At 51.7% G+C, this 14,258-nt stretch carries 11 protein-coding genes; 10 read left to right on the top strand and 1 reads right to left on the bottom strand.

Annotated features, from left to right (window positions below):
- Window positions 1-84: 84 nt before the first annotated feature.
- Window positions 85-1,131 carry a hypothetical protein gene (locus tag HMPREF1246_RS00060; RefSeq protein ID WP_021736328.1) on the top strand — a complete coding sequence of 349 codons (1,047 nt, stop codon included), beginning with the start codon at window positions 85-87 and terminating at the stop codon, window positions 1,129-1,131.
- Between the two features lie 1,061 nt (window positions 1,132-2,192).
- Window positions 2,193-2,438 carry a hypothetical protein gene (locus tag HMPREF1246_RS00050; protein ID WP_035223979.1) on the top strand — a complete coding sequence of 82 codons (246 nt, stop codon included), beginning with the start codon at window positions 2,193-2,195 and terminating at the stop codon, window positions 2,436-2,438.
- 166 nt (window positions 2,439-2,604) lie between these two features.
- On the opposite strand, the gene HMPREF1246_RS00045 is transcribed toward HMPREF1246_RS00050, so the two are convergent.
- Window positions 2,605-2,994, bottom strand: coding sequence for an endonuclease domain-containing protein (locus HMPREF1246_RS00045; protein WP_021736326.1), 390 nt, complete (start codon window positions 2,992-2,994; stop codon window positions 2,605-2,607).
- A gap of 1,711 nt (window positions 2,995-4,705) precedes the next feature.
- Between HMPREF1246_RS00045 and HMPREF1246_RS00040 the strand changes: the two genes are divergently transcribed.
- Genes HMPREF1246_RS00040 through pyrE form a run of 8 tightly spaced genes read left to right on the top strand, consistent with a single transcriptional unit; the run spans window position 4,706 to window position 14,212 of the window.
- Window positions 4,706-5,662 (top strand): aspartate carbamoyltransferase catalytic subunit, encoded by a 957-nt coding sequence (locus HMPREF1246_RS00040; RefSeq protein WP_009015701.1) that lies wholly within the window; start codon window positions 4,706-4,708, stop codon window positions 5,660-5,662.
- Window positions 5,646-6,938, top strand: a complete 1,293-nt coding sequence (locus HMPREF1246_RS00035; RefSeq protein WP_021736324.1) for a dihydroorotase — start codon at window positions 5,646-5,648, stop codon at window positions 6,936-6,938. The genes HMPREF1246_RS00040 and HMPREF1246_RS00035 overlap by 17 nt, the downstream gene beginning before the upstream one ends.
- Complete coding sequence (gene carA / locus HMPREF1246_RS00030; RefSeq protein WP_021736322.1) at window positions 6,926-8,005, top strand: glutamine-hydrolyzing carbamoyl-phosphate synthase small subunit; 1,080 nt, start codon at window positions 6,926-6,928, stop codon at window positions 8,003-8,005. Before HMPREF1246_RS00035 ends, carA begins: the two co-directional genes overlap by 13 nt.
- 2 nt (window positions 8,006-8,007) lie before the next feature.
- Window positions 8,008-11,214: a carbamoyl-phosphate synthase large subunit gene (gene carB, locus HMPREF1246_RS00025; protein WP_009015698.1), complete on the top strand. Its 3,207-nt coding sequence runs from the start codon at window positions 8,008-8,010 to the stop codon at window positions 11,212-11,214.
- A 3-nt stretch (window positions 11,215-11,217) separates the two neighbouring features.
- Window positions 11,218-11,985: a dihydroorotate dehydrogenase electron transfer subunit gene (locus HMPREF1246_RS00020; RefSeq protein ID WP_009015697.1), complete on the top strand. Its 768-nt coding sequence runs from the start codon at window positions 11,218-11,220 to the stop codon at window positions 11,983-11,985.
- A complete protein-coding gene (locus HMPREF1246_RS00015; RefSeq protein WP_021736323.1) occupies window positions 11,979-12,905 on the top strand; it encodes a dihydroorotate dehydrogenase in 927 nt (308 codons plus the stop codon). The genes HMPREF1246_RS00020 and HMPREF1246_RS00015 overlap by 7 nt, the downstream gene beginning before the upstream one ends.
- A gap of 13 nt (window positions 12,906-12,918) precedes the next feature.
- Window positions 12,919-13,647, top strand: coding sequence for an orotidine-5'-phosphate decarboxylase (pyrF, locus tag HMPREF1246_RS00010; RefSeq protein ID WP_021736327.1), 729 nt, complete (start codon window positions 12,919-12,921; stop codon window positions 13,645-13,647).
- Window positions 13,640-14,212, top strand: a complete 573-nt coding sequence (gene pyrE, locus HMPREF1246_RS00005) for an orotate phosphoribosyltransferase (RefSeq protein WP_016459545.1) — start codon at window positions 13,640-13,642, stop codon at window positions 14,210-14,212. Before pyrF ends, pyrE begins: the two co-directional genes overlap by 8 nt.
- Window positions 14,213-14,258: the final 46 nt, after the last annotated feature.

The following is a 14,258-nucleotide window of genomic DNA, read 5'->3' as shown; positions in this document are numbered from 1 at the left end:
CCTTTTTTGTCTTTTGTTCGTCAAGGCAGGGACAATATGATATACTACAGGTCTAGGATGTAATCTAGGAAAGGGGACCTTCCCGTGTCTTTTTGGAACGAGAAAATCAAACCTCATCTTGAGGGCCATCATAAATTGATCATTGCGGTTGTTCTTCTTGCCGTATTAGCAGGGACGGCTTACTATTTTCGTCTTGATATCAAGGATAAGGTCATCAAGGCCAAACCCCAGCCTATCCAGTCCATGGAGCTTGCCAATACGAATTTCGCGCTCCAGGCAATCAACAGTCCGAAGCTGAATGTTCAGGAAATTGACCGCGTCAGTGCTTTTTTTGTTAAAAATGGACATGTCTTTTTCTCTATGCGCAATCCTGATGGATCGGAGACCCAAGTGGAGGCCTTTGACCTAAAGGATGGTGCCTTGGTGCCATACCGCGGATTTGGAAAGGATGGCATCCTGACCATCAAGGAGAAAATGGTCTTTGGCATGACCGTAGACAGTGACAATAACGTCTATTATGTCAAAAAAGGAGTCCACGCTCTCATCAGCGGCAATGATATTGCAAGCCTGCAGGGAAACACGACGGCGACCCGCATTGCTTTTCTGCCTGGGGAGCAGCAAGCCTACCTTTATGGAAACGATAATTTTACCTTGGCTGACGTAAAGGATGGGGGACTTACGAACAATCATCCTTCCTTCCTCCACAACCGTGCTAATCCCTTTAAGGGCGGCCTTACCTTGGTCCAGGTCATGGACGATGGGACGGTCTACGGCGGCGGACGGATCAAGCCAAATGGATTCAACATTATTGGTGCCTTTAAGCCGGATGGCAAACTGATTCAGTACTACGGCAGCTATCAGCCGACGGATAAGGATTCCATCTATAACCTTGTTGATATGGCCATTATGGACCATTATATTGCCGTCATTGACGGGTTTACCCTGAAACTGTGGCGCCGCAACGGTATGTATTTGGGAAACTTCAATAGCTCCAAACTTCTTGGCGGCGACCTGAATTGTCTCCGTCTATCCCCACTTGATGATCGGACCATGCTGATTTTAGCCTATGTACGAAACGCGAAGACGAAACTTGTGGATTTGAAGGTGTTTCGGATGCAGTTCCCGGAATAAGAAAGTTTTGGCGCAATGGCTGCGCCAAAACCTTGAAGTTGTGAGTTTTGAGTTAAACCCTCAAACGCACGGCGCCAAACCGTCTCCCTTCGGTCGTGGGCGCCGAATTGATTTTTCGATAACACGGTCCGTGAGCCGAATCGCGTTGGCAGCGTCTTGCGATTAGCAGTTTTGGCCCATCGAAAAATGTTCCTCGCTACCGCTCGTGTGGAGACGTCGGGTTCCCCTTTTATTTTTACTCGGAGCAAAAATCGCTCCGATTCGATGCAGTTACGTGTCATCATTGGTTTTAAAAAGATATATCTGATGCCAATGATAGCATGCCCCGTCGCAAGAAGGTACGTACCACAATCTCATTTCTAAGACGCCCGAAAAAATGCTTTCGGCGATCCCTTTTGAGTCAGCCCAAAAATCGGGCTGATTTGATGAAGTGTGTGAGGTCACTTTTTAAAAAGGTTTTGTGGAAACAATGGCCTCATGGCCTATCGTACAATGGACCGTCCCACGTTTGGGGGTAGCTTACGCCTGGGCGCTTCCTTTCCTAACCATGTGTCGTCACTTCCAGCGCCCAGCTTATCAAAGCGGAAGCTTTTTTGCAATCTTCAGTCCATATGGACCCATCTACTTTGTCGCCCGCGCTCCCAACCTCCTAGACGTACACAAACCGTATGCCGTCGTCGGTGGAAGTGGGGGCTCCTCGCATCTGGATCCATCTGAACCGAATTCGCAAAAAGCAAATGTAAGAAAAGATCGGAACGGGGCATTCGTTGCATGACGTCGTCAGCCTGCAGCTTTTTTCCTCGCATCTGAACCAATCTGAGCCCCATTCGAATCATGTAAATAGAAGAAAGACCAGAACGCACGGCGCCAAACTGCCCCTCCTCATCCACCACCAAAAGGACTTGCCTTCTGCTTTGCAGAATCAAGTGGCTTTTGGTCCCCCGCCTTGGTAAGGCGGAACGGCATTCGCCGTCACTAAGGCAAAAAGACCGTAACGTGAGCCCTGAACCGAACGTAGACACGAATTCGGTTCAGGGCTTATTGAGCGTGGGAGGTACTGTATGCTCTTGGTAAATGAGCTGTTGTTTGCGTATTTCTCAATCGGGCCTAGCTCAAAATTCAATCTGTGGGATTATTGCTATGATGAAATTCAGCAGCGCATTCCTTATTCTCGCCACTGCCTGCCTTCGTGTTTTGCCTCTGAACTCGATTTCTCTGAAATCGATCCGCCCCGCCAGGGCGGGGGACCGAAAGCCGCATGTTGCCTCATTGAAATGAGGCAAGCGTGCCCTTTCGGTGGTGGATGAGGAGCGTAGCGACGTTTCCTTACGAACGGCAGTGAGGTAGATTCGCCCGGAGTTTCGAAGGACGCTTTTGAAGCGGAGCGAAAGTCCGAGAAACATGTCCCTGGGCGAATGAAGTTCCGCCCCCACCCGGAGGGCGGTTTGGGGCGGACTCGTACGGTCGTTTGCCTTATAGTTTCCGAATATCAATTCCGGTTCTTTCCATCACCATCTCATCAATATATTTGCAGACTTCATAGAAATTGTTCTTAATCCAGTCATTATCAATGCGAAAGACGGCATAACCCCAATCCATTAATACTTTGGAACGCTTTTCATCGTATTCTCTTTGTTTGGGGGTATAGTGATGGATGCCATCGACTTCGATGATGAGTTTTCCTTTGGCACAGTAGAAATCCGCTATATATCCTGCGATACACTTTTGTCTTACAAAGCGTATCGGGTATCGTTTTAGGAAACCAAACCAAAGCTTGGATTCCTCCGGGGTCATATGGCGGCGCATTTCACGGGCATAGGCGAGGTTCTCTTTATCCTTGTGATTTTGGTAGTACGTTTTCATAGGCATCTCCTTTTAATGCAGTAGAATAAATCCTGTTATATGGGTCATTATGGCCGAAAAGTCCGATGAAATCTATATAGTAGGATGAATGTCCGTTTTTGAGAGATAAATGGGATAAAATGAAGGATAATCGGGATTTGAAAAGACCGTAAGGAAAAAGACTGTGAGACCGGCGCCAAACCGTCTCCCTTCGGTCGTGGGCGCCGAATTAATTTTTCGATAACACGATCCTGCAACCGAATCGCTTCGACGGTGTCTTGCGATTAGCGGTTTTGGCTCATCGAAAAATGTTCCTCGCTACCGCTCGTGCGGAGACGTCGGGTTCCCCTTTTATTTTTACTCGGAGCAAAAATCGCTCCGATTCGATGCAGTTACGTGTCATCATTGGTTTTAAAAAGATATATCTGATGCCAATGATGGCATGCCCCGTCGTAAGAAGGTACGTACCACAATCTCATTGCTAAGACGCCCGAAAAAATGCCTTCGGCGGGCGAGCCACTTCTTGGAATTTTTTCGGTTTTTTAGAGGAAACATGCTTCACCTGAGGCTCATATCGGCCCATCTGCGTTGTCAAAAAGACGCGGGCTTCCTAGCAGCACGAAAATGCGTGTGCGGCTTTGTCAGCCTGCAGCTTTTTTCCTCGCATCTGAACCAATCTGAGCCCCATTCGAATCATGTAAATAGAAGAAAGACCAGAACGCACGGCGCCAAACTGCCCCTCCTCATCCACCACCAAAAGGACTTGCCTTCTGCTTTGCAGAATCAAGTGGCTTTTGGTCCCCCCGCCTTGGTAAGGCGGAACGGCATTCGCCGTCTCCAGGGCAAAAGACCGTGACGCGAGCCTTGATCCGAACGTAGATACAAGTTCGGTTCAAGGCTTATTGAGCGTGGGAGGTACTGTATGCTCTTGGTAAATGAGCTGTTGTTTGCGTATTTCTCAATCGGGCCTAGCTCAAAATTCAATCTGTGGGATTATTGCTATGATGAAATTCAGCAGCGCATTCCTTATTCTCACCACTGCCTGCCTTCGTGTTTTGCCTCTGAGCTCGACTCGTAGAGTCGATCCGCCCCACCAGGGCGGGGGACCGAAACCGGTAAATTTCAAAAAGTTTATCATCATTGGAATTTCCCGGTTTTGGTGGTGGATGAGGAGCGGCAGCGACGTTTCCGTACGAACGGCAGTGAGGCATATTCGCCCGGAGTTTCGAAGGACGCTTTTGAAGCGGAGCGCAAGTCCGAGAAATATGTCCCTGGGCGAATGAAGTTCCGCCCCCTCCCGCAGGGCGGTTTGGGGCGGAGCGGTACGATATTTAGCATCACAAAATCAAAGCGCCAAAGCACCACAGCCTGACCCCTTCGGTCTTTTGCTTGACAGCCAGCCCCTTGAGGAGTGATAGCTAGAGCCGTAGGCTCGGGACAGCTTGACTGCCATATAGAAAAAGGCCGCAAAAGGCGGCCTTTTTCTCACCGCCCTTTACATTTTCCCCTCCCCGTGCTACAATGACTAAAAATGAATATAGGCCTTTTAATCTAGTCCTGTGAGACTAAGAAAGGGACTTTTGCTACAGAAGAAATGAGCTGCAGTGGGCGGCGTACTTTAGGGTGCGTGCCTTTAAAGAGAAGCCTTCTTGTCTTATGGGGACAAGGGGGCTTATTTTTGTTGCAATGAATTGTTTCCCAGATTGACCATGACAAGTAAGGAGGCTATCACATGGCAAAGGCAGCGGTCAGCCTGTCCGGAAGGGATATCTTGGATCTGTCATCCCTTTCGGTCGAGGAATACGACCTCATCATGAAGACAGCAGCAGAAATGAAGAAAATCCTGAAACGGGATATCAAGAAGGTGCCTTCCCTCAGGGGAAAATCCATTGTTAACCTGTTTTATGAAAACAGCACGCGCACGCGTTCTTCGTTTGAACTTGCCGGTAAATATTTGGGGGCCGATGTCATCAATATCAGTACGGGCACTTCGAGTGTCAAGAAAGGGGAGTGCCTCAAGGATACGGTGCTCACCATGCAGTCCATGGCCTGCGATGCCATTGTTATGCGGCACCCCATCGAAGGTGCGGCCAAGTACATTGCCGATATCGTAAAACCGGTTGTCATCAATGCCGGAGATGGCTGTCATGCCCACCCCACCCAGGGTCTCCTGGATATGTTCACAATCCTTGAAAAGAAGAAATCCTTCAAGGGCCTCAAGATGGCCATCATCGGAGATATCCTCTACAGCCGTGTGGCACGCAGCAATATTGCTGCTTGGACGAAGCTTGGTGCCGATGTCCATGTGGCGGGGCCGGTCACGCTCATGCCTTACGAAATGGAAAAACTGGGCGTCACGGTCCATAAACGAGTGGAAGAGGCCATTGAAGGCGCGGATGTTGTCGACATCCTTCGTATCCAGCTTGAACGGCAGCAGAGCGGTCTTTTCCCGACACCTCGCGAATATGCCCGTATCTTTGGGGTCAACGAGGAACGCATGAAACTGGCCAAACCGGATGTGATGATCATGCATCCCGGTCCCATGAACCGCGGTCTTGAAATTTCCTATGAAGTGGGCTACAGCGACCAGGCTGTGATCCGTGAACAGGTTACCAATGGGGTGGCGGTTCGGATGGCGCTCTTATTCTTGACACTGACAGGGGGGAAACAAGTTGAAAACGCTGATTAAAAAGGGACACCTTGTCGATCCCAGCCAGCATCTGGATGCTGTGAAGGATATCCTCGTGGAGGACGGGATCATTAAACGTGTGGCTGATTCCATCGAAGAAGCCGCTGACGAAACGTATGATGCTTCAGGAAAGGTGGTTGCTCCGGGCTTCATCGACCTGCATACCCATCTTCGCGAACCGGGACTTGAAGCAAAGGAAGATATCGTTTCCGGGACGATGGCAGCGGCTCACGGCGGCATTACGCGTATTGCCTGCATGCCGAACACGAACCCTGTCATCGATACCTCGATTGTCGTGAGCGGGATCGAAAAGCGAGCGGCAGAAGAAGGCTATGCCCATGTGGAAGTCATTGGGGCTATTACGAAGGGCGAAAAGGGCAAGGAACTTTCTGAAATGGGAGATATGGCCATGCGGGGCGCAATGGCGTTTTCCGATGATGGGCACTTTGTAGAGGATCCCCTGATGATGCTCAAGGCGGCCCGTTATGTGAATTCCTTTGATAAGGCGCTCATTGTCCATGCCATTGAGGAACACATGAATCATTCGGGCTATATGCACGAAGGCGCCGTATCGGCAAGGCTGGGTGTGCCGGGCATTCCTTCCATTGCAGAAGATATGGCAGTTGCCCGCGATGCCATCATTGCCGAGTATACAGGAACCCATGTCCACATCGCTCATATTGCAAGTAAAGGGGCGGTGGATATCGTTCGCCAAGCAAAGAAAAGAGGTGTGCCCATTACGTGCGAAGTGACGGTTCATCATTTGACGCTCACTGATGAAGCCTGTGCTTCCTTTAGTACGGCAACCCGCGTTTCGCCGCCCCTTCGCAGCCGGGACCATGTGGAAGCCCTGCGGGACGCCCTCAAGGATGGGACCATTGATGCCATCGTAACGGATCACGCACCGCATGCACCGGAAGAAAAGGATGTGGAATTCCGCAATGCCCCGAACGGATTCTGCGGTCTTGAAACGAGTGTCGGGGTCATTCTGACGGAACTCTATCATACGGGTCTATTTACCATCAATGAGATTGTCGATAAAATGAGCTGCCGACCGGCTGAACTTTTCCACCTTGACGGGGGCACCCTCCGCGAAGGCAGTTCCGCCAATATCACCATCCTGGATCTTGATAAGGATTGGGTCGTCGACAGCAGCAAGTTCTATACCCGCGGCAAGGTCACGCCTTTTAATGGAAAACACTGCAAAGGGCAGGCTGCCGCCACCATGGTCGATGGTGTATTTGTGATGAAAGACGGTGTCGTATGCAAAAAGTAAAAGGTAAGTTGGTACTAAAAGATGGTGGTGTCTATGAAGGAACCCTTTATGGGGACCATCCGGCTGTTGGTGAAGTCGTCTTCACAACAGGCATGAGCGGCTATCAGGAAACCCTGACGGACCCTTCTTTCTGCGGACAGATTGTAGTCTTTACCTATCCGCTCATCGGCAACTATGGCTGCAATCCCATTTTTGATCAGGGGGATGGCTGCTGCTATGAAGGGCTTATCGTTGATGAACTCTGCGATGAACCGAGTTCTTGGCGCGACGAAGGAACGGTCCTTTCCTTCCTTGAAAAGAACCATATTCCGGTCCTTGCTGATGTGGACACGCGGGCCATTACGCGCCGCATCCGGGCTTACGGTACGCTTCAAGGCGTCATCGTTCCTTATGATATGCCTGATGAAGACGTCCAAAAGCTCCTTGCCACGCCGGAACGGCATGATCAGGTGGCTCAGGTGACGACAAAGAAAGTCTACCACATGGGGGACAAGGAAAAGAGCAAATTCAGCGTTGCTGTCATGGACTATGGTATTAAGCGCAATATCCTCAAGAGCCTTGTGGAAAAGGGTTGCTGCCTGACGGTCTTCCCGGCGGAAACACCGGCTGAAGAAGTCCTTGCCATCGATCCTGATGGGATCTTCCTTTCAAATGGCCCCGGCGACCCGGCGGACCTTACGGTTGAAATCGACAACATCAAGAAGATGATTGGCAAGAAACCTATCTTTGGAATTTGCATGGGGCATCAGGTCATGGCCCTTGCGTGCGGGGCCAAGACAAAGAAAATGCTCTTTGGCCACCGCGGCATCAACCAGCCGGTGCGGGACTATGTGGATAACTGCATCATGATTACGTCCCAGAACCACGGCTTTATGGTTGACGAAGATTCCCTGAAGGGGCTTCATGTGAAGGTCATCAACCGTTCCCTCAACGATGGCACCATTGAAGGAATCCAGTATCTTGATCATCCGACCTTTACGGTCCAGTTCCATCCGGAAGCTTCCCCGGGACCGAGCGGAAACGGATATCTCTTTGACCGCTTTATTACCATGATGGGGGGACACTGATTATGCCAAAAAGAAACGATGTCAATAAAGTCATGGTCATTGGCTCCGGTCCAATCATCATTGGTCAGGCTGCCGAATTTGACTATGCAGGAACCCAGGCCTGCCGGGCCCTTAAAGAAGAAGGACTGGAAGTTGTCCTTGTAAACTCCAACCCGGCGACCATCATGACCGATGTGCATATTGCTGACCGCGTCTATGTCGAACCGCTCAATGTGGAATTTCTTGAAAGCGTCATCCAAAAGGAACGGCCGGATTCCTTGCTTGCTACCTTAGGCGGCCAGATTGGCCTTAACCTTGCCATCGAACTTGATAAGACGGGCATCCTCAAAAAATACAATGTGAAGCTCATTGGGACCCAGATCCCGAGCATCATGAAGGCTGAGGACCGCGAACTCTTCAAAGAAACGATGGAAAAACTCCATCAGCCCATTCCTCAGAGCACGATCGTGGAAAGCGTTGCCGCGGCCAAGGAATTTGCCGACCGCATCGGCTATCCGCTCATCGTGCGTCCGGCCTATACCTTGGGCGGTACGGGCGGCGGCATTGCCCACAACGATGCTGAACTCGACGATATCTGCACGAAGGGGCTCCAGTACAGCCTCATTGGTCAGGTCCTCATTGAACGCTCCGTTGCCGGCTGGAAGGAAATTGAATTTGAAGTCATCCGCGACCATGCCGACAACTGCATTACGGTCTGCAATATGGAAAACCTTGATCCTGTGGGCGTCCATACGGGCGACTCCATCGTCGTGGCGCCGTGCCAGACCCTGACGGACCGTGAAGTCCAGATGCTGCGTACGGCCGCTATTGATATTGTCCGCGAACTCGGCGTTGAAGGCGGCTGCAACGTGCAGTATGCCCTGAACCCTGACAGCGAGGAATATATCGTCATTGAAGTCAATCCCCGCGTCAGCCGTTCGTCCGCTCTTGCTTCCAAAGCAACGGGATATCCCATTGCCAAGGTGGCATCAAAGATTGCTGCCGGCTATACCCTTGATGAAATCGAAAATGCCGTTACGAAAAAGACCACGGCTTGCTTTGAACCGACCTTGGACTACTGCGTACTGAAGATTCCTCGCTGGCCTTTTGACAAATTTGTCAAGGCAGACCACACCCTGGGCACGCAGATGAAGGCAACGGGCGAAGTCATGGCCATTGAACGCAACATCGAAGCAGGGCTCCTCAAAGCCATTCGCTCCCTTGAAATCGGCCTGATTCACCTCGATATGCCGGAATTCCATGCCCTCAGTGACGAAGAAGTTTTTGCCAAGGTTCATCTTGTCAATGATGAACGCTTCTTTGCCATCGCTGAAGCTTTCCGCCGTGGCATGACCGTCGACGAGGCTCACGAAATTACTAAGATTGATGAATTCTTCCTGCGGAAGATCCGTCATATCGTAGAAATCGAAAAGGCCATCAAGGAAGGTCCGCTTACGAAAGAGCTCATGAAGGAAGCCAAGAAACGCGGTTTCTGCGATGAGGAAATTGGCCTTCTTACAGGTAAGTCGGCTCTTGAAATCCGCGCCCTGCGCAAGGAAATGGGAATTGTACCAGTCTACAAGATGGTGGATACATGCGCAGCCGAATTTGACGCGGAAACGCCGTACTACTATTCGACCTACGGTGTCGAAGACGAAGTGCGGCCCAGCAATAAGAAGAAAGTTGTCGTTCTCGGGTCCGGTCCAATCCGCATCGGTCAGGGCGTTGAATTCGACTACTGCTCGGTACACTCTGTCTGGGCCCTCAAAGAAGAAGGATACGAAACAATCATCATCAACAACAACCCGGAAACGGTTTCCACGGACTTTGATACGGCAGACCGTCTGTATTTTGAACCGCTGACCTTGGAAGACGTGCTGAATGTCATCGACCGGGAACAGCCTGAAGGCGTCATTGTCCAGTTTGGCGGCCAGACGGCCATCAACCTTGCCGGGCCCCTTCATAGCTGCGGCGTGAAGATCCTTGGTACGAGCGTCGATGATATTGACCGCGCCGAAGACCGTGAACGCTTTGATGAAGTCCTGACGGAAGTAGGCATTCCCCGTCCGAAAGGACACACCGTCTTTGATGTGGAAGGCGCTGTGAAAGCCGCCCACGATGACGGCTATCCTGTCATGGTCCGTCCGAGCTACGTTCTTGGCGGCCGTGCGATGGAAATCGTCTATAACGATGATCAGCTGCGCTACTATATGGCAAATGCCGTCAAGGCCTCGAAGGAACATCCTGTCCTTGTTGATCATTACCTCATGGGGACGGAAGTCGAAGTCGATGCCATCAGTGACGGCGTCGATGTCGTCATCCCGGGCATCATGGAACACATTGAACGGGCTGGTGTACACTCTGGTGACTCCATCGCCGTTTACCCGCCGCGCACGCTGAGCGAACACATCATCGAAGCAATCATTGAATACACCAATAAGCTGGCCCTGACGCTCCACGTCAAAGGTCTGCTCAATATCCAGTACATCGTCCGCGATGAAAAGCTCTATATCATCGAAGTGAACCCGCGCTCCAGCCGGACCGTCCCGTTCCTGTCGAAGGTCACGGGGATTTCCATGGTGGATGTTGCTACCAAGTGTGCGGTAGGTAAGAGCCTCAAGGAACAGGGCTTTGAATCGGGCCTGAAACTCTTCCCGGATTATTACGCTGTCAAGGCACCGGTCTTTTCCTTCAACAAGATGACCGATGTGGATATCACCTTGGGACCGGAAATGAAGTCCACGGGCGAAGTCATGTGCATTGATAACCAGTTCCCACGCGCCCTTTATAAGGCCTGCGTTGCTGCTGGGACCAATGTGCCGGATAAGGGAACTATCCTCATTACGGTCGCTGATAAGGATAAAGACGAAGTGACGGAAATTGCCGAAGGCTTTGAAGATTTGGGCTATACGATTGCGGCAACGGAAGGCACGGCAAACTTCCTCCGCAGCAAGGGCATGACCGTGGAAACGGCAGCCAAGATTGGCGAGGACAGTCCGAACCTTCTGGATGATATCAAGGAAGGCAAGATCTGCATGGTCATCAATACCATGAACCATGGGGAAAGCACGCGCAGTGACGGGTTCCGGATCCGCCGCAGTACGGTGGAACACGCCATTCCTTGCCTGACGAGCCTTGATACGGCCCGCGCCCTCCAGCATGCCCTGGGGGCTATGCGCCGCCGCCGCATTGTCAGTGTCGTTGCCCTGCAGGACCTTAAAACGGAGTAAGCCATGACGAAATTCTTGGAAGATGGAAGAGTGGTGGGGCAGCGCAGCCTGTCCCACGACATCCGAATCATGGAAATTTGGTCACCGCAGGTAGCGGCCTCGGCTGAACCCGGTCAGTTTGTGACTGTAAAGAGCAACGATTTGAGTGTGCCTCTTTTGCGCCGTCCTTTTGGGGTATCCGGCGTCAATCGTGACAAAGGTACCTTCCTTCTCATCTACCGGATTGTGGGGGAGGCGACGCAGCTGCTTGACCAGCTGAGAAAAGGGGATTCTATCAGTGTCATGGGTCCTTTGGGACGCGGTTTTGACCGGAGCCACCATAAGGTTCTTCTTGTTGGCGGCGGTGTTGGTCTTGCGCCCCTTCGTTTCCTTGCGGAAGACTATCCCCAAGCGGACGTGGATGTCCTCATTGGCGCCCGCACGGCAGAGGAGCTTTTTTGGACGGACCTGTTTCGGGATAAGACGGTTCACCAATTTGAGACCACGGAAGATGGTTCCCGGGGGACGAAGGGCCTTATCACGGCGCCCTTGGGGCAGCTTCTTGATGAAGGCGGATATGACTGTGTCTATGTCTGCGGACCTTCGCCGATGATGCGGGCTGTGACGAAAGTCGTGGAACCGCGGGGCATTCCCTGTCAGATTTCCCTTGAAAAGTACATGGGCTGCGGCCTTGGCGCGTGCCTTTCCTGCACATGCAGCGGTATCGGTAAACGGGTCAAGGTCTGTAAGGATGGCCCTGTCTTTTGGTCACGGGAGGTGTCGGAATGGTAAACAATAGGACCCTTCTTGAAACTGAGCTTTGTGACCTTCATCTTAAGACCCCTATCACCACAGCGTCGGGGACCTTTGGGTTTGGCCTTGAATTTACGGATTTTCTTGACCTAAACAATGTGGGCGCCATTACGGTAAAGGGCACGACCCTTCATCCCCGGGCCGGCAACAAGGGACAGCGCATTGTTGAGACCCCTTCGGGTATCCTTAACTGTGTAGGTCTTGAAAATCCCGGTGTGGACGTTTTCCTAAAAGAGACCCTGCCTCAGCTGAAGGCATATGACACAAAGGTCATCGTGAACATTGATGGGGACAGCGCTGCCGAATATGGCGAACTTGCTGCCATGCTTGACGTGGATGGCGTTGATGCGCTGGAACTCAATATTTCCTGCCCCAATGTTGCCCAAGGGGGCCTTGCTTTTGGCACGAGCTGCAGTGCTGCCGCGCAAGTCGTGGAAGCAGCCAAGAAGCGAACCCATAAGCCCATCATTACAAAACTTTCACCGAATGTGACGGATATCACGGAAATTGCCAGAGCCGTGGAAGCGGCAGGGACCGATATGATTTCCTTGATCAATACGCTGGTGGGTATGAAGATTGATATCCAGACCCAAAAGCCGGTCCTGGGCAATATCATGGGCGGCCTTTCCGGTCCAGCGGTCCGTCCGGTTGCTGTGCGCATGGTCTATCAAGTTGCTCAGGCTGTTAAGGTGCCCCTCATTGGGATGGGCGGGATTACCTGTGCCGCTGATGCCATTGAATTTTTCCTTGCCGGAGCGTCTGCCATTGCCGTAGGGACTGCTAATTTTGACAATCCACGGCTTGCAGAAACCATTTCGCAGGGAATCGCGGCCTATCTTATCGACCATAACCTCGAAAATATTCGGGACCTTGTTGGCAAGGCCCTGCCCAATCAGTAAGGAGAAGAAGGAAATGACGAAGGTAAAAGACCGTCTGATTGTAGCCCTTGATTTTCCTACGGGGAAAGAGGCCAAGGACCTTGTTGAGGAACTGGGGGATGCGGTTACATTTTATAAAGTAGGGATGGAGCTTTTTTACAGTGAAGGCCCGGCTATTGTTTCCTACCTGAAGGAACAGGGCAAGAAGGTCTTCCTTGACCTCAAGCTCCAGGATATTCCCAATACAGTGGCGCACAGTCTTGCTGTGTTGACGCGTCTTGGGGTGGATATCATGAATGTCCACGCCGTTGGTGGACCCAAAATGATGGCAGAAGGCATGAACGCCATCCGGGAAGCAGCGGAAAAACTCGGCGTCGCGGCACCAAAACTCATTGCTGTGACAATCCTTACGAGTATGGATGAAGCGCAGTGGGCGCCTCTTGGTTATGCAAAGCCCATTGGTGAGGAAGTCCTTGCCCTGGCGGCGCTTGCTAAGGAAAGCGGCCTTAGTGGGGTCGTTGCTTCCCCGCGGGAAGCTAAAGGCATCCGCAAGGCCTGTGGCAGCGATTTTCTCATCGTGACGCCCGGTATCCGTCCGACTTGGGCGGCAGCCAATGACCAGAGCCGCATTGCGACGCCAAGTATGGCCATGAAAAATGGGTCAACCCATCTTGTAGTCGGTCGGCCCATTACGAAAGCGGAAAACAAGATTGACGCGGTCAATCGGATCTTGAAAGAAATGGAAGGTGCCCTTCATGAATAACAAAAGTGTCCTGAGTATGCTCGAAGAAACCAATGCTGTCATGCATGGCCATTTTCTCCTCACGAGCGGACTTCATAGTCCCATCTATGTGGAAAAATTCAATGTCCTGCAGCGCCCGGAATATACGGAACAGCTCTGCAAGGAAATTGCCAGCCGGTTCATCAACGACAATGTGGAACTTGTTGTCGGTCCGATGACGGGCGGCATTCTCCTGGCCTATGAAGTGGCAAAGAACCTTGGAACGAGATTCTTCTTTACGGAACGAGTCAATGGCAAGATGACCTTCAAGCGGGGCTTTGCCATCAAACCGGGAACCCGTGTCCTTGTGGTGGAAGATATTGTAACGACGGGCGGCAGTGTCCGGGAAGTGCTCGATGTCGTCAAGGGCGAAGGCGGCGTTCCCGTTGGTGTCGGCCTCCTCGTAGACCGTAGCGGCGGCAAAGTGGACTTTGGTGTCCGCACGGAACCGCTCCTGCGTCTTGATGTAGAAACCTATAAACCGGAAGAGTGTCCCATGTGCAAAGAAGGTACACCCCTGACTCAACGCGGCCGGACGGGGAAGTAAGAAGATAAGGAAAACTGCGGTGCCAAAGGCGCCGCAGTTTTTTGGG

The organism is Acidaminococcus sp. BV3L6 (genome assembly GCF_000468835.1).
GTDB lineage: Bacteria > Bacillota > Negativicutes > Acidaminococcales > Acidaminococcaceae > Acidaminococcus > Acidaminococcus intestini.
This window is presented reverse-complemented; position numbering and strand designations above follow the sequence as displayed.

Bases quoted from the DNA above. Each gene is read 5' to 3' on its own strand.
- HMPREF1246_RS00050 (WP_035223979.1), top strand. From the start codon at position 2,193: ATGCTCTTGGTAAATGAGCTGTTGTTTGCGTATTTCTCAATCGGGCCT.
- HMPREF1246_RS00045 (WP_021736326.1), bottom strand. From the start codon at position 2,994: ATGAAAACGTACTACCAAAATCACAAGGATAAAGAGAACCTCGCCTAT.
- HMPREF1246_RS00040 (WP_009015701.1), top strand. From the start codon at position 4,706: ATGGCAAAGGCAGCGGTCAGCCTGTCCGGAAGGGATATCTTGGATCTG.
- carA (WP_021736322.1), top strand. From the start codon at position 6,926: ATGCAAAAAGTAAAAGGTAAGTTGGTACTAAAAGATGGTGGTGTCTAT.
- carB (WP_009015698.1), top strand. From the start codon at position 8,008: ATGCCAAAAAGAAACGATGTCAATAAAGTCATGGTCATTGGCTCCGGT.
- HMPREF1246_RS00020 (WP_009015697.1), top strand. From the start codon at position 11,218: ATGACGAAATTCTTGGAAGATGGAAGAGTGGTGGGGCAGCGCAGCCTG.
- HMPREF1246_RS00015 (WP_021736323.1), top strand. From the start codon at position 11,979: ATGGTAAACAATAGGACCCTTCTTGAAACTGAGCTTTGTGACCTTCAT.
- pyrF (WP_021736327.1), top strand. From the start codon at position 12,919: ATGACGAAGGTAAAAGACCGTCTGATTGTAGCCCTTGATTTTCCTACG.
- pyrE (WP_016459545.1), top strand. From the start codon at position 13,640: ATGAATAACAAAAGTGTCCTGAGTATGCTCGAAGAAACCAATGCTGTC.